Source organism: Clostridium sp. UMB9555A, from assembly GCF_030222355.1.
In the GTDB taxonomy this organism is placed as follows: Bacteria; Bacillota; Clostridia; order Clostridiales; family Clostridiaceae; genus Sarcina; species Sarcina perfringens.
The window spans coordinates 432,148-454,609 of sequence record NZ_JASORQ010000001.1 but is presented as its reverse complement, the minus strand read 5'-3'; the positions used below and the strand labels follow the sequence as shown (position 1 = coordinate 454,609).

Here is a 22,462-nt window from a genome sequence, read left to right as displayed (position 1 = left end):
GCTACCTCCTCTTAGTTAACGCAATTCCATCTCCCATAGGAATAACAGTTGTTATTAAATTTTCATCCTTTGAGACCATATCCAAATACTTTCTCATTCTCTTAACAATAGTTATTTTTCTTCTCTTCACTAAGTCATCAGAAGCAACCATTCCTCTAAACAAAACATTATCTGCTATTATAATTCCATCTTTTTTTAAAAGTCTTAAACATTCTGGTAAAAAATGATTATAATGTCCTTTACCTGCATCCATGAATATCATATCAAATTCATCATGAAGACTCTCTAAAACTTCTAAACAATCTCCCTGTAAAATATTGATTTTTTCCTCTAATCCAAATTTTTTAATATTCTCTTTAGCATAATTTATCATATTATCATCTCTCTCGATTGTAGTAATATGACATTCTCCACCACAAGCTTTGTTCATCAGTATTGAAGAATAACCTATAGCTGTGCCTAATTCTAATATTTTCTTTGGTTTATTCATAGACACCATAAACTCAAGGAACTTAGCACCTTCCTTTTGTATTATTGGCACCTTATTTTCTTTTGCAAAATCTTCTAGTTGTTTTAATTCGTCATTTCTATCTGGAATAAGATCTCTAAGATACTTTTCCATATATTCAAAGGTTACTCCACTCATTTGCTCCTCCAAATTTTAGTATCCAAATTCTTTCTTCTTAGCTAGGAAATCTTCGTAATTATTAGTAAAATAGTGCTTATTATTTGATGGATTCAATAAATAATATATGTAGTCTGTTTTAGCTGGTTTTATGGCAGCTAAAAGTGAAGGTTTTCCAGGATTACATATTGGCCCCACTGGAAGTCCTTTAATCTTATATGTATTATATGGTGAATCCACTTTTAAGTCTTTATAAAGCACAGTATCTTTATGCTCTCCTAAAGCATATAAAACTGTAGCATCGATTTGTAAAGGCATACCTTTTTGTAGTCTGTTATATATAACAGATGCTATTTCTGCACGCTCACTATCATCCCTAGCCTCTTTTTCAACCATTGAAGCTACTATTACATATTTCTCATACTCTTCCTTTGGAATAGTAATGCCTAGTTCACTTTGTATCTCACTAATTACCCCTTCAAACCTGTTAAGCATCATTTCAATTATTTGTTTTGGTGTTGTGCCTTTAGGAATAGCATATGTGTCTGGAAATAAAAATCCTTCTAACTCATATTTTCTTTCATTATTAGGTTTTATATAAGATGGTAATGGATACTCTTTTACTACTTTTAAAAACTCATCTTTTGTGCATACCTTAGATTCTTCCAATTTCTTAGCTATATCCTCTACAGTATATCCTTCTGGAAATGTTACCTTATAATCTGATACCTTCCCATCAGTTAGTACACTTAAAAAATCCTTAAAACTTATGTCACTATTCACAGTATATGTACCTGGTTTTATGCTTTCTTCTACGTTATTAAACTTTATATATATCTTAGAAAAAAAGGAACTTCTAAGTACATTTTCATTGTTTAATCGTTCAAAAAGTCCATTTAGTGACTCTCCTTCTTTAACTTTAAAGGTTATATCAGCTTTATTAGATTGTAAAGGGCTTCGCTTTATGGAGTTATATTTAACTACAAATACAGCTAAGTTAATCACAAGTAAAATTATGAATATGGATATCAAAACCATACTTTTAGAGTTTTTTAGCCTTTTCACAGTAGTACCCCCTCATATTTTAAGATAAATGGCCATAAAGCCATTTATCTAATTATAAATCTTTTTCTCATAAAAACAAACTTGTTTTACTAATTTTTGTTTATGTACCCAAAGTTATAAAATAAAATTATAAGAAAATTTATTATTTTTTACTTCTATTTATAGCTCTCTTTCTCTCAGCACTGTCTAAGATTCTCTTTCTCATTCTTACATTTACTGGAGTAACTTCAACTAATTCATCATTGTTTATGAATTCTAAACATTGCTCTAATGACATTTGTCTTACTGGAGTTAATTTTAAAGCATCATCAGCTCCAGATGATCTTGTATTAGTTAATTGTTTTTTCTTACAAATATTAACATCTATGTCATCTGCTCTTGAACATTCTCCACAAACCATTCCAGCATAAACTTCTGTACCTGGCTCTATGAATAAAGTTCCTCTTTCTTGAGCATTAAATAATCCATATGTAACTGCTTCTCCTGATTCAAATACTACGATTGATCCTCTACTTCTTCCTGGGATCTCTCCTTTGTATTTTTCAAATCCATCAAATACATGGTTCATTATTCCGTTACCCTTTGTATCTGTCATGAATTCATTTCTAAATCCTATAAGTCCTCTTGCAGGTATTTTGAACTCTAATCTTGAGTATCCATTAACCGCTGAAGTCATATTTACCATTTCAGCTTTTCTAGGTCCTAATTTTTCCATAACAGGTCCCATAAATTCTTCTGGGACATCTATAGTTAAGTGCTCTATTGGTTCAACCTTAACACCATTTTCATCTATCTTTGTTATAACGTTTGGCTTAGAAACTTGGAATTCATATCCTTCTCTTCTCATTGTTTCTATAAGTATTGAAAGATGTAACTCTCCTCTACCACTTACTTCGAAACAATCTGGAGTTATTTCTTTAACTTTTAAACTTACGTTAGTTTCTAATTCTTTTAATAATCTATCTCTTAAATGTCTTGAAGTTACGAAATCCCCTTCTCTACCAGCAAATGGTGAGTCATTAACCATAAAGTTCATGTTTAATGTAGGCTCGTCTATTTTAACAAATGGTAATCCTTCTGGATTTTGTGCATCTGTTATAGTTTCTCCAATATTTACGTCAGATATACCACTTATTGCAACTATATCTCCTAATTGTGCTTCATCAACCTCTATTCTCTTTAATCCATCATGAGTATAAAGACTTGATATTTTGAATTTAGTTACTGTTCCATCTTGTCTTACAACAGCAGCTTGTTGGTTTTTCTTAGCTATTCCTCTAGTTATTTTACCTATAGCTATTTTACCAACATATTCACTTGAATCTAAAGTTGTAACTAACATTTGTAAACTTTCTTCTATAGATCCCTTTGGTGATTCAACTTTTTCGATTATAGTATCGAATAAATCTTTCATGTTATCTTTTGGCTCATCTATGTTAATTGTAGCTACTCCATCTCTAGCTGAAGCATAAACTATTGGGAAATCTAATTGCTCATCATCTGCACCAAGCTCTAAGAATAATTCAAATATTTCATCAATAACTTCTTCTGGTCTAGCATCTGGTTTATCTATTTTGTTTATAACAACTATTGGTTTTAATCCTAACTCAAGAGCTTTTCTTAAAACGAATTTTGTTTGAGGCATAGCCCCTTCATATGAATCTACTACAAGTAAAACACTTTCTACCATTTTAAGTACACGTTCAACCTCTCCTCCGAAGTCAGCATGTCCTGGTGTATCTATTATATTTATTTTAACTCCGTTATAATGAACTGCTGTATTTTTTGAAAGTATTGTAATACCTCTTTCTTTTTCTAAGTCATTTGAGTCCATTACTCTCTCTTCTACTTTTTCGTTTGTTCTAAAAACGTTACTTTGTCTTAATAATGCGTCCACTAAAGTTGTTTTACCATGGTCAACGTGAGCGATTATAGCTATATTTCTAATATCATTTCTTGTAAATTCGTTACTCATTATATTTATTCCTCCAATTTTATGTGCATAAAAAATTGGATACTACTTAAGTACCCAATTTTCTTTACCTTATTAGATTCTACTGTTAAGCTTTAAAAAAGTCAACACAACATTTTTTACTTAAACAGTTACATTCTACATTATCATCTAATTTTTTTATATTTCCATTATTATTGGTAATATCATTGGTTTTCTCTTAGTTTTTTCATAAAGGAAACTTCTAAGGCCATCTCTTATGTTAGATTTCATAGTAGCCCAGTCACAGATTCCTTTCTTTTCACAATCTCTTAAAACGTCTTTTACTATCTCTTTAGCTTCATCCATTAAGTCTTCTGATTCTCTTACGTAAACAAAACCTCTTGATATAATATCTGGTCCTGCTACCACTGAAGCAGTTTCTTTTGAAATAGTAACCACTACTGTAAGAATTCCGTCTTGTGAAAGATGTTTTCTATCTCTTAAAACTATGTTTCCTACATCACCAACTCCAAGTCCATCAACAAAAATTTGACCAGAAGTAACAGATCCATTCTTTTTGATTGAATCTCTAGTGATTTCTATAACATCTCCATTTTCAGCTATCATAAAATTCTTTTCTGATAGTCCAACATCAACAGCTAACTCTGCATGCTGTTTAAGGTGTCTATACTCACCATGAACTGGTATAAAGAATTTAGGCTTAACAAGAGCTTGCATAAGTTTTAATTCCTCTTGACAAGCATGACCTGAAACATGGACATCTGCTAGTTTTCCATACACTACTTCTGCTCCTTTTTTGAAAAGTTGATTAATAACCTTAGAAACTAATTTTTCATTTCCTGGTATAGGTGTTGCAGATAGTATTACTGTATCTCCCTCAATGATATTAACTTTTTTATGCTCTGAAGATGCCATTCTGGCTAATGCTGACATTGGCTCGCCTTGGCTTCCTGTAGTTATTATAGTCACTTGCTCATTTGGATATTTGTTTATAGAATCTATGCTAACAAAAGAATCCTTATCTATTGTTAAATATCCTAGTTCTATTGCAACCTGTACTATATTTTCCATACTTCTTCCTGAAACAGCAATCTTTCTTCCTGTCATTTCTGCAGCTTCAACAATTTGCTGTATTCTATGAATATTTGAAGCAAATGTAGCTATTATTATTCTTCCCTTTGCTCCAACAAATATTTTTTTAAGATTTTCTCCTACAGCTCTTTCTGACATTGTATATCCTGGTCTCTCTACATTAGTAGAGTCAGCCATCATTGCAAGAACTCCTTTTCTTCCTAATTCTGCAAATCTAGCAAAATCCATTACCTCTCCGTCAGTTGGAGTATAGTCTACTTTAAAATCACCAGTATGAAGTACAACTCCTAGTGGTGTATGCACTGCTATAGCAACTGAATCTGCTATACTATGATTAGTTTTTACAAATTCAACAGATGATGATTTTAATTTTATAATATCTCTTGGTTTAACTCTTATAAGCTCTGTGGTGCTTAATAAACCATGTTCTTTTAGTTTAGTTTCAACTATTCCTAAAGTAAGTTTTGTTCCATAAACAGGTACATTTAAATTTTTTAACACATATGGTAAAGCACCAATATGATCTTCATGACCATGAGTTAAAAATATTCCTCTAACTTTTTCTGCATTTTTAACAAGATATGATACGTCTGGAATAACTATATCAATACCAAACATATCTTCGTCTGGGAACTTAAGTCCACAGTCGACTACAATTATATCGTCTTTAAATTCGATAACAGTTAGATTCTTACCTATCTCGTTCAAACCACCTAAAGGTATAATTTTAACCTTTAGCTTTTCACGTTTCATATTTTCCCTCCTCTTTTTTGTAGTAGTACGCTTATGTATAAAAGAGGTTTCCTCATTTGAGAAAATTTCTCTATTCATTTTTACAATCCTTGCATATTCCGAAAAACTTTACTGTATGATCTAATATTTCAAAGCCATATTTAGTTTCAATCTCTTCTTCTAGTTCGTCTAATAAATCCGCTTCAACCTCAAAAACTTTTCCACATTTATTACAAACTAGATGATGGTGTCTATGCTCTTCATCATCATGAGCAAGTTCATATCTACTGCATCCATCTTCTAAATCTAACTTATAGATTACACCCATCTCTTCTAGAAGAATTATTGTTCTATATACGGTAGCTAATCCAATCTCTGGACAACTTTTCTTAACCTCGTCATAAATTTCCTCAGCAGTTAAGTGTTTACCCTCATTTTGTATTATAGTATCAACTATAGCTCTTCTCTGAGGTGTTAACTTATAACCCTTCTTCTTTAATTCTTCTTTTAAAGCATCAAAATCTACTGAAGCTGTATTTGCCATATTAAAACCTCACTTTACCGTTATTCTTCTTCTGCGAATAAAGTTGCATAAGCTTCTTCTATCATTTCAATTTCAAAATCATTCTCAACTGGAGCTAAAGTCTCTTCTCCATCTTCGTCTTGAACAACTTGCATAGCTATAACTACGTCTTCCTCACCTTCTGGTGATAATAAGAAATATTCTTTTTCTTCAATATCTAATTTAGTTACTACGTTGAATGTTGTTTCTATTCCTTCTTCATCAACTAAAACTATTGGTTGTAAATCGTTATTCATTTTAACTTCTCCTTTTTATTTTGATATTCTGTCTAAGTATCCTTGTAATATATAAGTAGCCGCTATTTTATCGACTATTTTTTTTCTTTTCGCTCTTGATAAATCCGCTTCTAGCATTGCTCTATGAGCAGCAACTGTTGTAAGTCTTTCATCCCAAAACTCTATTTTACCATCAAATGATTTTTCAATTTGTTCACATAAATTTTTAACCATTTCTCCAGATGGTCCTATTGTTCCATTCATATTTTTGGGCATACCTGCAACTATAGTTTCTACTCCATACTCTTTGCATATTTTCATGACTGCCTCTACGTCTTTAGTGTAGCAATCTCTTTTTATAGTTGTTACACCTTGAGCTGTCCATCCAAGTGGATCACTTACTGCAACTCCTATAGTTTTACTTCCGATATCCAAACCTAAAATTCTCATTGAATCTCCTTACATAAACGAAAGAGTACCCTTTCGGGCACTCTTTGTTATTTTATCTCTAGATAAGATTTTATAACTTCTTCAAGTATTTCATCTCTTTCCAGTTTCCTTACTAAAGCTCTTGCCCCGTTGTAATTAGTGATGTAAGTAGGGTCACCTGAAATTAAGTATCCAACTAGCTGATTAACCGGGTTATAGCCTTTTTCCTTTAGTGAGTTGTATACATCAGTTAATATTGATTTAGTTAAATCTTCCTTATTTTTACTAAAATCAAACTGCATTGTGTGGTCAAAATTGTTACTCATAACATGCTGCTTACTAGCAGCTCACCCCCTTACAGTAAATATATTTTAATTTATATATTTACATATATTATTATCTTTTAAATTAGTTTTTATTCACGCTTTACTTTATACTCATTATAAACTATATTTACATAAAAGTACAACTATTTTACAAGTAATTCTACAACTTCTTTTGCTTTTTCTAATGCTTTAGCTATATTTTCTGGATTTTTTCCACCAGCTTGAGCCATATCAGGTCTTCCACCTCCGCCGCCGCCTACAACTGCCGCAACTTCTTTTATTACTTTTCCACAATGAACTCCATTAGCTAATGAATTTTTAGTTGCCATAGCTACTAAGTTTACTTTTCCACCATTGTCACTTGCTAAAACAACTATTCCATTATTTAATTTATTTCTAACTTTATCAGCTAAATCTCTTAATGAATTTCCATCAACATCTTTTAATTCTGCTGTAACTAATTCAACTCCGTTTATTTCAACTTTGTCTTTTAATATATCATCCTCAGCACCTTGAACTAATTTAGCTTTAAGTTCTGCTATTTCTTTATCTTTTTCTTTTAATTCATGAGCTTGAGCTGCTATTCTCTTAGCAATATCTTTTTCATTACACTTAAGCATTGAAGCAGCTTCCTTAAGCATGTTATTTTTAAGTTCCATGAATTTTAATGCGCTTATTCCAGTAACAGCTTCTATTCTTCTTATTCCAGCAGCAACTCCTGATTCTGAAACTATCTTAAATAATCCAATTTCTCCTGAGTTAGCTACGTGAGTTCCTCCACATAATTCTTTTGAGAAATCTCCAACTGAAACAACTCTTACTTTTTCAGCATACTTTTCATCGAAAAGACAAGTTGCTCCACTATTTCTAGCTTCATCTAATGACATTTCCTTTGTATCAACTACAGATACAGTCATTATTTTTTCATTTACTAATAATTCAACTTTTTCTAATTCTTCTTCTGTTAAAGCCGCAAAATGAGTAAAGTCAAATCTTAATCTTTCTTCATCAACATATGAACCTGATTGATTTACATGTTCTCCTAAAACTTCTTTTAAAGCTTCATGTAACATGTGTGTAGCTGTGTGGTTTTTACATATGTTAGATCTTCTTGAAGCATCAACTGATAATTTAACTTCTTGACCTTCTTTTAAACTACCTTCTATAACCTTAATGTAGTGAACAAATTTTCCACCAACATTTTTCTTACAATCTGTAACTATTGCCATTCCAGTTTCTGAAGTTATATTTCCTCTATCTCCAACTTGACCTCCCATTTCAGCATAGAAAGGAGTTTTATCAGTTAATAAGAATCCTTCTTCACCTTCTTTAAGTTCAGCTTTAAATTCTTCATTATTTCCTAGTACTATAACTTTTGAGTTAAGCTCTAAATTAACATATCCATCAAATTCAGTAACTATTGAAGCATCCACTTTGTTTACTGGACTTTCTTCGCTTCCCATGTAGCTACTTTCTCCTCTAGCATTTCTAGCTCTTTCTCTTTGCTCTTTCATTTCCTTATTAAAGTTTTCTATATCTAACTCTAATCCTTTTTCTTCTAATATCTCTTGAGTAAGCTCTAGAGGGAATCCATAAGTATCATATAATTTGAAAGCTTTAGCTCCTGATAAAACTTTCTCATTTTTTTCTTCCATTTCTGAAATATAGCTCATAAGTATATCCATACCTGAGTCTATTGTTTCATTAAATCTTTCTTCTTCTAATTTAATTATCTTCTTAATGTAATCAGCTTTTTCTTTTAATTCAGGGTAAGCTTCACCATAATTTTCAACTACAGCATCAACCATTTCATTTAAGAATATACCTTTAACCCCTAAAAGTCTTCCATGTCTAGCAGCTCTTCTAAGAAGTCTTCTTAAAACATATCCTCTACCTTCATTTGATGGTTGAACACCGTCACATATTAAGAAAGTAACACTTTTTCCATGGTCAGTTATTATTCTTAATGATACATCTTTGTCTTTATCTTCTCCATATTTAGCATTTGTTAATTCACATGCTTTATTTAATATGTTTTTAACTGTATCTATTTCGAAGATATTATCTACACCTTGCATTATTGTAGCTATTCTTTCTAAGCCCATACCTGTATCTATATTCTTTTGAGCTAACTCATTGTAGTTTCCTTCTTCATCTTTATCAAATTGAGTGAAAACTAAGTTCCAGAACTCAACTATTCTATCAGCATCTGAAGCCTCTAAAAATTCTTCTACAGTTTCAACCTTTCCTTCTCCTCTATCAAAGTGAATCTCTGTACAAGGACCACAAGGACCTACCCCTATTTCCCAGAAGTTATCATCTTTTCCTAATCTGAATATTCTACTTGGATCTACATCAGTTTTACTAGTCCAAATATCATAAGCTTCATCGTCATTTAAATATATAGTTACATATAATTTATCCTTTGGAATTCCTAAAGTTTCTGTTATAAACTCCCAAGCCCATGGAATTATTTCTGATTTAAAGTAATCTCCAAATGAGAAATTTCCTAACATTTCAAAGAATGTACCATGTCTTGATGTTTTACCAACATTCTCTATATCACCAGTTCTTATACACTTTTGGCAAGTTGTTATTCTTCTTTTTGGTGGTTCTTCTAAACCTGTGAAATAAGGTTTAAGTGGTGCCATACCTGCATTTATTAATAATAAACTCTTATCATTTTTAGGTACTAACGGAAATGACTGTAATCTTAAATGATCTTTGCTTTCAAAAAAGCTTAAATATTTTTCTCTTAATTCATTTGCTCCCATGAATTTCATAATTTATTCCTCCAAATTTTATGTATTTATCCTTTAGCCTTTAAGTTTAATCATATATTTATAAAATAAGATTAAACCCTCTACTTAGCTCTAGATATTTTTTTATTTTATAATTAGTTTCACACATAAAAAAAGAACATAAAACACCCCACCCCTAATTAAAAGGGACGAAATCCTATGCTCCGCGGTACCACCCTAATTATGTAAAACTACATCACTCTAAAAATTATAGCTCAAAGATAGCTTCAACATCTCTTTTAAGAAGTTCTCACCAACCACTTCCTCTCTGATTAAAAGATAAATGCCTACTCATTCTCGTCAACGCTTTTCATTAAGTTATTATAGGCAAATTATAAAAAAAATTTCTTTACCTGTCAATATAATTGCCAATTGTATTAATATCTATTTTACTAAATTACTATGTATTCCTATATATTTTATGATTATTTATCTACTAAGTTAAATATTATTTTTATATAAAATACTATTAGAATAATATTATTAGGTGTGTTTAATTAATATCTAAAACTTTTTAACTATAAAAAAATATATCATACTTCTTAATAACTATAATTTAATCTAATACTAAAATATCATAAAAACATATAATAATCCCAATCATCAAATAAAACTTTAATTACAACAGCTATAGGAACTATAAAAACCATTCCTAAAAGCCCTCCTATTTGCTCTCCAATTAAAAGTAATATTATGATTAATATTGGATGCATATCTATACTCTCAGCTGTAATTTTAGGTGCTATTAAGTTTCCTTCAATTTGTTGAATTATTAAAAAAGTCAATATAACCCATAAAATTTTATTTGGGCCTTCTACTAATGCTACAACTATTGCAGGTATTGCCCCTAAAACCGCTCCAAAATAGGGTATAATATTGAGTAACGCATTTAAAAACGCTAATAATAGAGGAAACTTTATTCCTAGTATAAGCATACCTATAAATGTCATAACTCCAACTAATAAGCTTAAAAGTAATTGCCCTAAAATATATTTACCTAAGACTTTATCAACATCTCTCCCTAGATTTTTTAATAGAGCTCTCTTCTCCATTGGGCAGCAATATAAAAATTTATTAGATAATAAATCTCCATAGGCTAAAAAATAATATGCTAATACAGGTATAACAGCAAAAGCTAAAATATTTTCTGAAAAGCTAATTAAATTATTTATAATACTAGTTGCAAAACTAACTAATAATATATTTAATTTTTCAGTAACTTGAGCTTCAATAACATCAAAAATCCCTAATTCCATAAACTTCATCTTCATAATCAAATCATTTATAAAGAATTCTATACCATTTATTAAACCATCAAAACTTTCCCCTTCTTTAAACATACTTGGAATTAGAACTGTTAAAAAAAATAATATAAGAAAAATTACACTAAGTACTATAGCCATAGCTAAAAAGTTTTTATTTATTTTTGTTCTTTCACATAAAAATCTATATAGAGGCTTAAGAATATATGCAAAAATCCCTGATACAAGCACTATAAAAATAATGTCTCTAAAAGCTTCAAATTGATATAAAAGGAATATAAATAAAAAAATTATAAATGTTAATATTAAATTTCTTATAAATCTTTTTTTATCTTTTAAAGCTCTAACCATTCCTACTCCTCCTTTTTTAATTTACCTAGCCAAAATATTTTCTTGGAATCATTCTCATATTTATATTTTTATTGCCAAAAAATAAAATGCTTTCTTCTCCTAAAATAGTTTCTTTTAATTGTATAACTCGCTTTCCATTTTTAAATTTATCAACTAATCCACTTACCACTATTAGTCCTCTTATATAAAAGTCGTAGTCTATTAAAATATCTTCTAATATTCCTATCATATGGCCATCCTTATTTATAAGATCAAAGTTTTTTATCTCGCTAAATTTTAACCCTCTATGTACATGTACCCCTTCTGTCATAATAGTATCGCTTAAAGAAATAACATTAGTTAAGTCCACATAATCTCTTTTTGAAAATAATTTTTTTGTTATTATAAAGCCCATAACTTTTCCATTAAAATAATCTATAGCAAGATCACAAACTACTCCAACCTTTTTTCCATTAGAATCAAAAACCTTAAGACCAATTAAATCTCTTATTCTATACACTCTAAAAGTCATCCCTTTCTAATTTAAGTAAAGCCATTAGTAATATATTTAGTATTATCTATATCCTTCCAAAAAATACATAGTTTCATAAAGATTTTAAATGCAAAAGAAAAAAGCCCCCTTTCGGGAGCTTTCTATTAAAGTAGGCTTTCGATTATTCCTCCACCTACAACTAAATCATCTTTATAGAAAACAACAGATTGTCCTTTAGTTATAGCTCTTTGCTTATCTTCAAAAGAAACTTTAACTCTTCCATTTTCCATAGGACTTATAGTAGCCTTAGCTGGTCTAGCTGAATATCTAATTTTAGCTTCAACTTCCATAGGGCCTTCAAGTTTATCTATAGATATGAAATTTATATCTTTACAAACTAAATCTGTTTTAAAGATATCCTCTTCTGGTCCTACTACAACAGTATTAGTTACAGGGTTTATATCAGTAACAAACACTGGTCTTCCAAGAGCTAATCCTAAGCCCTTTCTTTGTCCTATTGTATAATAGACTATTCCTTTATGTTTTCCTAAGACATTTCCATACTTATCAACAAAGTTTCCTGGTCTAACTTTGTTTGGAGCAGCTTCACATATGTATCTTCCATGATTATTATCTGGAATAAAGCATATTTCTTCACTGTCCTTTTTATTATGTACATCTAGACCGATCTCTTTAGCTATTTCTCTAATCTTATCCTTAGTGAATTCTCCACAAGGCATTAAAGTATGCTCTAACTGTTCTTGAGTTAGATTGTATAAAGCATAAGTTTGATCTTTTCTATCATCCTTTGATCTTATAAGTTGGAATCTTCCATCTCTTTCTTCGATTTTAGCATAGTGACCTGTTGCAACATAGTCTGCACCTATACCTTTAGCTTTTTGTAAAAGCTCATCAAATTTAAGATATTTGTTACATGCAATACATGGATTTGGAGTTCTACCTTGTATATATTCGTCTACAAAATAATCTATTACGTTTCTTTTAAAACTATCTCTAAAGTTTAAAACATAAAAAGGAATATCTAGTTTTTGAGCAACTCTTCTAGCATCATCCACTGCTGACAGTGAACAACATCCACCTTCTCTTTCCTCATATTCCTTATCCTCTTGCCATATTTGCATTGTAACACCAATTACATCGTATCCCTGTTCCTTTAAAAGGTAAGCAGCAACGGAGCTATCAACTCCGCCGCTCATACCTATAACAACCTTTTTCTTTGTCACAAAATCACCACTTTAATATTATTCTTAACCGTGAACATGCTCATGTATGTCATGTGAATGTTCTTTCATATCCCAAGGCTCTAATCCTTGTCTTTGTCTATAGTCGTTTATAGCCTTGTGTATAGCTTCCTCAGCTAATACTGAACAGTGCATTTTTACTGGTGGAAGACCATCTAAAGCTTCTGCAACAGCTTTGTTTGATAATTCCCAAGCTTCTTCTACAGTTTTTCCTTTTATAAGCTCTGTAGCCATACTTGATGAAGCTATAGCAGATCCACATCCATAAGTTTCAAATTTAACATCTTCTACAATGTTATTTTCTATTTTAAGATATATTCTCATTATATCTCCACATTTAGCGTTACCAACTTCTCCGATTCCGTTAGCGTCTTTAATTTCTCCTACATTTCTTGGGTTTTTGAAATGATCCATAACTTTTTCACTATATATCATAATTAATTCTCTCCTTCTACTTCTCTTAAATGATTTTTCCATAATGGTGACATACTTCTTAATCTTGCGATTATTGGTGGCACTTTTTCTAATACGTAATCAACGTCTTCTTCAGTTGTACCTTCACCTAAACTTAATCTTAATGATCCGTGTGCTATTTCATGAGGTAAACCTATTGCTAATAACACGTGTGATGGATCTAATGATCCTGATGTACAAGCACTTCCACTTGAACCACAAATTCCTTCAAAGTCTAATGAAAGAAGTATTCCTTCACCTTCAATGAATTCAAAGCATACATTTACATTACCTGGTAATCTCTTACTACCATCTTTTGGTCCGTTTAATCTTGTAAATGGTACTTCTAATAATCCTTTTATTAACTTATCTCTTAACTTAGAAACTTTAGCTATATGCTCATCTAAGTTTTCTCCAGCGATTTCCATAGCCTTTCCTAATCCAACTATTGCAGGTATGTTCTCAGTTCCAGCTCTTCTAGCTCTCTCTTGACCACCACCGTGGATTAAGTTATCTATTCTTATACCTTTTCTTATATATAAAGCTCCGATTCCTTTTGGTCCATAAACTTTATGTCCAGCTAATGAAAGTAAATCGATGTTCATATCTTTAACATCTATCTTTACATTTCCTACAGCTTGAACTGCATCTGTATGGAATATTACTTTTCTTTCTCTACAAATCTTTCCTATTTCCTTAACTGGCTCTATAGTTCCTATTTCATTGTTTGCAAACATTACAGAAACTAAGATAGTTTTATCAGTAATAGCATTTTTTAATTCTTCTAAGTCAACAAAACCTTCTTCATTTACATCTAAGTAAGTTACTTCAAAACCTTGTTTTTCTAACCATTGGCAAGTATGTAATACAGCATGGTGTTCTATTTTTGTAGTTATTATATGATTTCCTTTATTTTTGTGAGCAAAAGCTATTCCTTTAATTGCCCAGTTATCTGCTTCTGATCCGCCACCAGTAAAGTAGATTTCATTTGTATCAGCATTTAATACTTTAGCTACTCTTTCTCTAGCAGTATCTACAGCCATTCTTGATTCTCTTGAAACTCCGTAAAATGCTGATGGATTTCCAAACTTATTTGTGAAATATGGTAACATTTCCTCTAATACTTCTGGCTTAACATATGTAGTTGCTGAGTAGTCCATATAAACAACTCTATTATTCATTTTCTTCACTCCTACTAACAATTTTTAAAGCTTCATTTTTTTCTTTCATAGCTTTATAATCTTCTACTATATCTTTAAGTGTTACTGAATTAGTAACCTCGTCTATACTTGTTTTTATCTTTTTCCATAAAAGTCTAGTCGCACAACAATCAACATTATTGCAAGTTACACCCTCTAAACAATCTGATATTTCTATTGGTCCTTCTAAAACTTCTATAATATCTGAAACTGTTATATCTTCTGGTTGTCTATTTAAAATATATCCTCCTTGAGCACCTCTAATACTCTTTATAAGCTTAGCTTTTCTTAAAGAACTAAATAATTGCTCTAAATAATATTCAGATATATTTTGTCTTTGCGATATTGACTTTATTGACACAGGTGATCCACCATAATGTATAGCTAAATCAACCATGGCTTTTACACCATATCTTCCTTTGGTAGATAATTTCATTTAATCACCTCTAAATCTGACTAATTCGATGTACTTTATGTGATTATAATATCAAAACCGAGTAAATTTGTCAACAATAATATTCACATATTTTTTACTTAAAAAATGGAATTTAAAATTCAAATTTAACTATTTGTTTTTTACATTATTCCAATAGGCTTTTATACTATTTTCGTATTTATTATCCTTAGGCTTATAATATTCTTTTCCTCTCATATTTTCAGGCATATATTCTTGATTTATATAACTATTAGGATAATTATGGGGATACAAGTAACCACCAACACCTAAATTACTTGCTCCACTATAATGAGCATCTTTTAAATGTTTTGGCACATCCCCTGCATTATTTTTTTCTAAATCTCTTAAGGCATCATCAATAGCCATATAAGCACTATTTGACTTTGGTAAAGTAGCTAAATATATTACTAATTCAGATAATATTATCCTTGCTTCTGGCATTCCTATTTTCAAAGCAAGGTCTATTCCGCTATTTACAACTTGCAAAGCATTAGGATGAGCAAGACCTATATCTTCAGCTGCAATTACTCCTATTCTCCTAATTACGCTATCCATATTTCCACCCTTAATAAGTCTAGCTAAATAATGAATTGAGGCATCAGGGTCACTTCCTCTTATACTTTTTTGAAGAGCACTTAATAAATTATAATAATCATCTCCTGATGAATCAGATTTCAAATTAGATTGACCTAGTGCTTCTACATACTCTTTATTTAAAATAATATTATCTTTTTCTTGAGATTTAATAGCTAATTCTAATACTGTGTAGGCCTTTCTTACATCTCCTTGAGAAATCTCTCCAATATATTTTAAAACGCCTTCTTCAATAGAAATGGAATATCCCTCTTTTTCAAGTTTACTTATAGCTCTTTCTAAAGCTATTATTATATCCTCAGTACTTACTGGCTTAAATTGAAATATAGTACTTCTACTCAATATAGCCTTATGAATAGCAAAGTATGGATTTTCTGTAGTACTTGCTATTAATACTACTCTTCCATCTTCAATAAATTCCAAAAGTGCTTGCTGCTGTTTCTTATTAAAATGTTGAAGCTCATCTATATAAAGTATTATTCCCTTAAAATTCAACAGATTATCTATATCAGAAGTTATACTTTGTATTTCTTTTATTGAAGATGTAGTAGCATTTATTTTATAAAATTTCTTATCAGTGTAATTTGAAATTATATTAGCTAAAGTAGTTTTTCCAACACCAGGTGGACCATAAAAAATACAATTCATTATATTCTTATTTTTTATAAGCTTATTTAAAGGAGTTCCTTCTCCTACAATGTGTTTCTGTCCAACTATATCCTCTAAATTTTTAGGACGCATAATATCCGCTAAAGGTCTCAAATTTTCTTAATTATCAAAATTCTAATAACATTACTATGTTAACTAAAGACTCTTTTTAATTTTTGTATTCATTAAAAATCTCATTATCTCAGAAACATAATATGTTAATATAAAACTTGATAATTTTCCTCCCTTCTTATACTTTTATAATTAATTTCCTAAACTAAATCTTAATTTAATTACATAATTATTATAATACTAAAATACAGTTTTATTTCTTCCTGCCATTTTTGCCATATATAATTTTTCATCAGCATTTTTTATTGTATCAAACGGATCTTCTTTTTCTGAAACTTCACAAACTCCAAAGCTAGCAGTTATTTTCACACTTATCTCATCATAGTCAAAACTCATTTTTTCTATGATTTTTCTAAGCTTCTCAGCAACCTTTACTCCATTTTTCATATTGGTATTATTTAAAACAATTATGAATTCTTCTCCTCCATATCTACCAATCCAATCACTATTTTCTCTAATATTATTATTTAATACCTTTGCAAAATCTCTTAAAATTTTATCACCTATTAAATGTCCATAAGTATCATTTACTCTTTTAAATGAATCTATATCAGTCATAATTACAGTTGTAGGTATAGATTCTTTTAAGTTTCTATTAGCTTCTTTTGAAAATCTTTGGTCTATATATCTTTTATTATAAACTCCAGTTAAATAATCTTTCACAAGATTTTCTCCCATCGTTTTTATTGTTAAGTCTAAATAATCTGTTTCTCCTGTACCTTCTACTATTTCTCCATTGTTTGTTATATCTTTTAATATTTCAACAACATATTTTCTTTCTTCAATTTCAATTGGTGAAGCTAGAACTAAAAATATATTCTTTTGGTTATATTCTAATTTCATAAAGGTATCATTTTTTAAATAAGCTTTTTTTGATATACAAGTACTGCACATTGATTTTTTTCCCCACACATCATAACAATTGCTTGTGGAACACTCTTTTTTATTAAGGTTGTCATTGATTTTTGAGTTAAATTCATCTGAAAATACTTTATTATTTATAGGATCCACCACTCTAATTTCATCGTAAAAGTTTTTGAATATAGACATTCTTTCTTTTATATCTAGTAAAACTCCCAATTAATCTTCCTCCATCTTTTAGAATTTTTAATTCATCCCCAAATCTTAACACATATTAAAGTGATATCTAAAATTAATGCCGTTTCCGTACATTCTTTATTAACAATTATACAATAAAAAAAGGTTCTAATAAAAACTATTAGAACCTTTATATTAAAATTTTCTTTTAAAGAAGTTCTACCTCTTCTCCTAAAACAATTTCTCCTCCATTTAATACCTTTGTAAATATACCATAAGCAGGCATTATACATCTTCCAACTTGATAGTATATTGCACATTTATCATGACACTTTTTGCCTATTTGTGTTACTTCTAAAAGAACATCTCCTATTTTTATTTTTTGTCCTATAGGAAGTTTATTTAGTTCTATTCCATCTACAACTAGGTTTTCTCCAAAAGCTCCAAAGTCTACATTTCCACCATCAGCTCTAAAATCTTCTATTTTTTCAAAAGCTAATAAACTTACTTGTCTATGCCATTTCCCAGCATGAGCATCACCCTTAATTCCGAAATCTTCTATAAAATCAGCTTTGGGAACTTGCACCTTAGCAGTACCTTTCTTTTCACTTATACAAATAGCTCTTACCTTGCTCATTTTTATCCTCCTATTTCATACATAAATCTTTTATCTTCATCTTTTTCTTTCATTTTAAAGTTATGTTTTTCTGGCTTTTCATAAATACTTTTTTTGATTATCTCTCTAAGTTCTTCATCAGTTATTCCAGCTCTCATTTTATCTCTTAGATTTATTCCATATTTCCAATGTAAACACTGCTTCATAAAGCCTTCAGGAGTGACCCTTATTCTATTACAGTCCTCACAAAAACAATCACTCATAGCACTTATAAATCCTATTTTCCCTTTGAATCCATCTATACTTATGTATTTAGCTGGACCATTTAGTCTTAAGGTTTTTCCATCACTTAATACATTTTTTTCTTTCTTTATAATTTCTAAAATCTCACTATTAGTAACGCCCTTAAACTTTTTACCTTCACCAATAGGCATAAGCTCTATAAATCTAAGATCTATTGGATTTTTATAAGCTAAATTTATTAAATCTAAAATTTCATCTTTATTGAAATCTTCTAATATTACAGTATTTATCTTTACCTTAACATTATTCTCTAAGCACTTTTCTATTGAATAAAGTACTTTATCTAAGGTTCCTATCCTTGTTATTTCCTTAAATCTATCTTCTTTTAATGTATCTAAACTTATATTTACTCTCTTTAATCCATTTTCACTAAGTTCCTTTACTTTATCTCCTAGTAAAATCCCATTAGTGGTTAAACAAATCTCTTCTATCTCAGGTATTTTGTTTATATTTTTTATTAAATCTACTACACCTTCTCTTACAAGAGGCTCTCCTCCTGTAAGTCTTACTTTTTTTATTCCAATAGAAGCACATTCTTTAACAACTCTTAAAATTTCATCTAAAGTCATGAGCTTATTATTTTGAATAAAATCATTATGATCTTTCTTCATACAATAAGCACATCTTAAATTACATTTATCAGTTAAAGAAATTCTTAAATAGTCAATTTCTCTTCCATACTTATCTTTCAAATTCTCACCTTCTTCTTTATACAAATTCCATTCCCTCTTTTAGGTGAATAATGATTTTAACTCTTTATCCGAAGTTTTTCTAATATTTAACAACAATTTCCAATTACTTTCCAAAGGAGCAATGTGGAAAAGTACAAACTGGGCAATTTAAACAAAGTCCACCATGACCATATTCAGCTATATCTCTTAAAGTTAATCTTTCATCTGCTAAAACTCTTGGAAGGACTAAATCTAAAGCTGTTCTTTTTGAATACATGGCACAGCTTGGTATTCCAATAATAGGAACATCATTATAATAAGCTAAAAGAAGCATAGCTCCAGGAAGTACAGGTGAACCATATGTTATTAATTCTCCTCCACATTCCTTTATAGCTGTAGGAGTAACATCGTCTGGGTCTACTGACATTCCCCCTGTACAAAGTATAAGTTCTGCACCTTCCTCTAAAGCTCTTTTTATTTCCTCTATAATTTTCTCCTTATCATCTGGAAGAATAACTTGTCTTTCAAGATCTATATTAAATTCCTTAAGCTTTTCCTTAAGAACAGGGCCAAAGGCATCTTTTATTCTTCCACTATAAACTTCATTTCCTGTAGTTATTGCAAAAGTCTTTTTATTTTTTATCTCTTTAACTTCTATAATCTTATCTTTTATAAGATTTTCTGCTTCTATTATTTTATTTTCATCTATAACTAATGGAATTACTCTAGTAGCCCCTACCTTGTCACCTTTTTTAACTGGAAAATTACCATGAATTGTAGAAACTATTATTTCACCTAACATATTTAATTCTAATAATTTTTCCTTATCTATTTTTAAAAGTCCGTCTTTATCAGCTAAAAATTCTATTTTTCCTTCTTTTATTTCTCCAAAACTTAATCCTTCTCCACAAACTAAGTCCTTTAACCTTTCAGCTGCCTCATTTTCGTGAAGCATTCCCTCTTCTTTTTCCCATACATAAACATGTTCTTTTCCTATTGATAAAAGTTTTTCTATATCTTCTTCTTTTATAACATGACCTTTTTTAAAGGCTCTTCCTTTAAACTTACCTGGTATTATTTGAGTTACATCATGAGATAATATTGTTCCAACAGCATCTTCAACTCTTATTTGTTTCATAATAATCCTGTTATAAGTTATTTATTTTAAGTCCATCTCCACTAAACTATATATTTTAATATAAATAACTTTAAACAGTTCACCTCCTCCTAGTGTTTTTAGTAATAAAAGGTTTCCTAAATTTCTTTTTTCCTTATTAAATCTTCATATTCATGAACTGTATTTATATTATAAAAATTCTTTATTTCCTTTTTATGTACTTTTTCTATAAAAGGAAATTCTTCAACTACCTTCATAGAAAATTTAAAACAAGTTTTTATTAATTTATTGCTATTATTTATAAGTTCTTTTTCCATAATACCTTTGCAACTTTTTTTATATATGGCACAAAGAGGTTGTAGTCTTTCCTGAAATTTAGGAATTAAAATTTCATAGTCTTCCTTTATATTTCCTAAATAATTAACCACATCTTTATTTATAAAAGGCATATCACAGGCAACAACTAAGCAATAATCATTTTTAATATGATTTAAAGCTGAATGAATTCCACTTAAAGGTCCTTGACCATGATATATATCCTTAAAAACTTTAAGTCCAAACTCCTTATATTCTTCTGGATTATTAGATATTATTATTATTTCCTCATAATCTTCTAAGGCTTTTATTATTCTCTCTATAAAATAGTCCTCTTCATATTTTAAAAAAGCCTTATTTCTATAATTCATTCTACTACTTTTCCCTCCTGCTAAAATAGCAGCACTCTTTTTTATCACCTTAATACACCTCCTATAAACTTATTTTTAAGCTAATTATTTATTATAATTTTATTATGTTTACTACTTCTCCTCTATTTAAGCCTTCATTTCTTTTTTCAATTTCTATTAAGCAATTAGCATTTAGAAGAGAACTTAATATACCATTTCCACTTTTAATTTGAGTTATATAAACCTTTGCTCCCTTTTCATCATATATAACATTCCCCCTTAAAAATCTTCTTTGAGGGCTTTTTTTATTAAAAGAATCCATTAATATTCCCTTTTCTCTTTTAATATTTATATTTTCTTCCTCTCCCTCTAATTTTTTAAGTATAGACTTTCCTAATAATTCAAATGTAGTTAAGGCAGCATTAGGATTTCCTGAAAGGCTTATCAATATTTTTTCTTCCCTTTTGCTACATACAACTGCAGATCCAGGTTTAATTTTTATTTTCCAAAATAACTTTTCAAAGCCTATGCTTTCAGAAACCTTTTGCATAAGATCTTTTTCTCCCACAGAAGCTCCTCCTGTAGTAAATACTATATCTGATTTTTCAAAGGCTTTTTCTATGGCTTCTCCTATTTTTAGGATATTGTCTCCTACATGTTCCATAGACAAAACATGATATCCTAGCTCTTCAATTCTTGCACTTAAACTATATAAATTACTGTCATATATTTTTCCTGGTTTTAAGGTGGAATTTATATCACATACCTCATCACCTGTGCTAATTATTGAAACTCTTGGCTTTTTATAAACAAGCACCTCACTTATACCAGAACTAGCCATTATACCTAAATCAGCATAATCAAGTCTTTTACCTTTTTTAATTAAAGTTTCTCCAATCTGTATATCCTCTCCCATAAATGATATGTTCTCATTAGCTTTCATTTCCTTAAATATTTTAACTAAATCTCCATGTCTTTCTGTTTCTTCTTGCTTAAGCACGCAATCAGCTCCCACAGGAATTGGAGCCCCAGTCATAATTCTAATAGCCTCTCCAGATTTAATTTCTATTTCTGAAAAATCACCTGCAAATATCTCATCTACTATTTTAAGCTCTACAGGATTTCCTTTTGAAGTTCCCTTAGAATCCTCTGATTTAAAAGCATATCCATCAAAAACTGACTTATTAAAGGGAGGATTATTAATCTTAGATTTAACATCACCATACAAAACTCTCTTTAAAGAATCCTTTATGCTAACAACCTCACTTTTTAAAGCCTTAGTGTTCTTATTTAATATTTCAAGAGCTTCTTCTAAAGCTATAAATTTTTTCAAAATATCACCATCCCTTTATAAAATAAAATGCTTATTATTTTTGTTATAATAACAAGAATAATAAGCA

22 protein-coding genes and 1 other annotated feature are annotated in these 22,462 nt (G+C 29.8%); all 22 genes read right to left on the bottom strand.

The features are described from left to right. Position 1: 1 nt before the first annotated feature. Complete coding sequence (locus QP548_RS02095; RefSeq protein WP_061428822.1) at positions 2–646, bottom strand: O-methyltransferase; 645 nt, start codon at positions 644–646, stop codon at positions 2–4. Positions 647–661: 15 nt separating this feature from the next. Then, positions 662–1,690: an endolytic transglycosylase MltG gene (mltG, locus tag QP548_RS02090; protein ID WP_061428823.1), complete on the bottom strand. Its 1,029-nt coding sequence runs from the start codon at positions 1,688–1,690 to the stop codon at positions 662–664. 142 nt (positions 1,691–1,832) lie between these two features. Next, entirely contained in the window at positions 1,833–3,665 is a 1,833-nt protein-coding gene (gene typA / locus QP548_RS02085; protein WP_011010599.1) for a translational GTPase TypA, read from the bottom strand. A gap of 156 nt (positions 3,666–3,821) precedes the next feature. Further along, on the bottom strand, positions 3,822–5,489 hold the full coding sequence (locus QP548_RS02080; RefSeq protein WP_003459637.1) for a ribonuclease J: 1,668 nt from the start codon (positions 5,487–5,489) through the stop codon (positions 3,822–3,824). 70 nt (positions 5,490–5,559) lie between these two features. Further along, the gene (locus QP548_RS02075) at positions 5,560–6,012 is read right to left on the bottom strand and encodes a Fur family transcriptional regulator (protein ID WP_003451087.1); all 453 of its coding nucleotides are present in this window, start codon (positions 6,010–6,012) and stop codon (positions 5,560–5,562) included. A gap of 20 nt (positions 6,013–6,032) precedes the next feature. Then, a complete protein-coding gene (locus QP548_RS02070; protein ID WP_003459598.1) occupies positions 6,033–6,287 on the bottom strand; it encodes a DUF1292 domain-containing protein in 255 nt (84 codons plus the stop codon). Positions 6,288–6,302: 15 nt separating this feature from the next. Continuing rightward, a complete protein-coding gene (gene ruvX, locus QP548_RS02065) occupies positions 6,303–6,716 on the bottom strand; it encodes a Holliday junction resolvase RuvX (RefSeq protein WP_003459573.1) in 414 nt (137 codons plus the stop codon). Positions 6,717–6,763: 47 nt separating this feature from the next. Continuing rightward, positions 6,764–7,021: an IreB family regulatory phosphoprotein gene (locus QP548_RS02060; RefSeq protein WP_003451703.1), complete on the bottom strand. Its 258-nt coding sequence runs from the start codon at positions 7,019–7,021 to the stop codon at positions 6,764–6,766. A 143-nt stretch (positions 7,022–7,164) separates the two neighbouring features. After that, positions 7,165–9,804, bottom strand: coding sequence for an alanine--tRNA ligase (alaS, locus tag QP548_RS02055; RefSeq protein ID WP_061428824.1), 2,640 nt, complete (start codon positions 9,802–9,804; stop codon positions 7,165–7,167). A gap of 160 nt (positions 9,805–9,964) precedes the next feature. Beyond that, positions 9,965–10,135: a binding site (T-box leader), on the bottom strand. Between the two features lie 262 nt (positions 10,136–10,397). Continuing rightward, positions 10,398–11,435, bottom strand: coding sequence for an AI-2E family transporter (locus QP548_RS02050; RefSeq protein WP_061428825.1), 1,038 nt, complete (start codon positions 11,433–11,435; stop codon positions 10,398–10,400). A 25-nt stretch (positions 11,436–11,460) separates the two neighbouring features. Continuing rightward, the gene (locus QP548_RS02045; protein ID WP_003451141.1) at positions 11,461–11,934 is read right to left on the bottom strand and encodes a PRC-barrel domain-containing protein; all 474 of its coding nucleotides are present in this window, start codon (positions 11,932–11,934) and stop codon (positions 11,461–11,463) included. A gap of 137 nt (positions 11,935–12,071) precedes the next feature. Continuing rightward, on the bottom strand, positions 12,072–13,151 hold the full coding sequence (mnmA, locus tag QP548_RS02040) for a tRNA 2-thiouridine(34) synthase MnmA (RefSeq protein WP_003459581.1): 1,080 nt from the start codon (positions 13,149–13,151) through the stop codon (positions 12,072–12,074). Between the two features lie 24 nt (positions 13,152–13,175). Next, positions 13,176–13,604, bottom strand: coding sequence for a Fe-S cluster assembly scaffold protein NifU (gene nifU, locus QP548_RS02035; RefSeq protein ID WP_003451659.1), 429 nt, complete (start codon positions 13,602–13,604; stop codon positions 13,176–13,178). A gap of 2 nt (positions 13,605–13,606) precedes the next feature. After that, entirely contained in the window at positions 13,607–14,803 is a 1,197-nt protein-coding gene (gene nifS, locus QP548_RS02030) for a cysteine desulfurase NifS (protein ID WP_060794477.1), read from the bottom strand. Beyond that, complete coding sequence (locus tag QP548_RS02025) at positions 14,796–15,257, bottom strand: RrF2 family transcriptional regulator (RefSeq protein ID WP_061428826.1); 462 nt, start codon at positions 15,255–15,257, stop codon at positions 14,796–14,798. Before QP548_RS02025 ends, nifS begins: the two co-directional genes overlap by 8 nt. A 129-nt stretch (positions 15,258–15,386) precedes the next feature. Next, a complete protein-coding gene (locus QP548_RS02020; protein WP_061428827.1) occupies positions 15,387–16,613 on the bottom strand; it encodes a replication-associated recombination protein A in 1,227 nt (408 codons plus the stop codon). Positions 16,614–16,832: 219 nt separating this feature from the next. Then, positions 16,833–17,732 (bottom strand): GGDEF domain-containing protein, encoded by a 900-nt coding sequence (locus QP548_RS02015; RefSeq protein ID WP_061428828.1) that lies wholly within the window; start codon positions 17,730–17,732, stop codon positions 16,833–16,835. A gap of 166 nt (positions 17,733–17,898) precedes the next feature. Next, positions 17,899–18,327, bottom strand: coding sequence for an MOSC domain-containing protein (locus QP548_RS02010; protein WP_061428829.1), 429 nt, complete (start codon positions 18,325–18,327; stop codon positions 17,899–17,901). A gap of 2 nt (positions 18,328–18,329) precedes the next feature. Further along, positions 18,330–19,301: a GTP 3',8-cyclase MoaA gene (gene moaA / locus QP548_RS02005; RefSeq protein ID WP_061429452.1), complete on the bottom strand. Its 972-nt coding sequence runs from the start codon at positions 19,299–19,301 to the stop codon at positions 18,330–18,332. 103 nt (positions 19,302–19,404) lie between these two features. Then, on the bottom strand, positions 19,405–20,418 hold the full coding sequence (locus tag QP548_RS02000; protein WP_061428830.1) for a molybdopterin-binding protein: 1,014 nt from the start codon (positions 20,416–20,418) through the stop codon (positions 19,405–19,407). Between the two features lie 116 nt (positions 20,419–20,534). Next, positions 20,535–21,131 carry a molybdenum cofactor guanylyltransferase gene (locus QP548_RS01995; RefSeq protein ID WP_061428831.1) on the bottom strand — a complete coding sequence of 199 codons (597 nt, stop codon included), beginning with the start codon at positions 21,129–21,131 and terminating at the stop codon, positions 20,535–20,537. Between the two features lie 43 nt (positions 21,132–21,174). Next, positions 21,175–22,395: a gephyrin-like molybdotransferase Glp gene (gene glp, locus QP548_RS01990; RefSeq protein WP_061428832.1), complete on the bottom strand. Its 1,221-nt coding sequence runs from the start codon at positions 22,393–22,395 to the stop codon at positions 21,175–21,177. Positions 22,396–22,462: the final 67 nt, after the last annotated feature.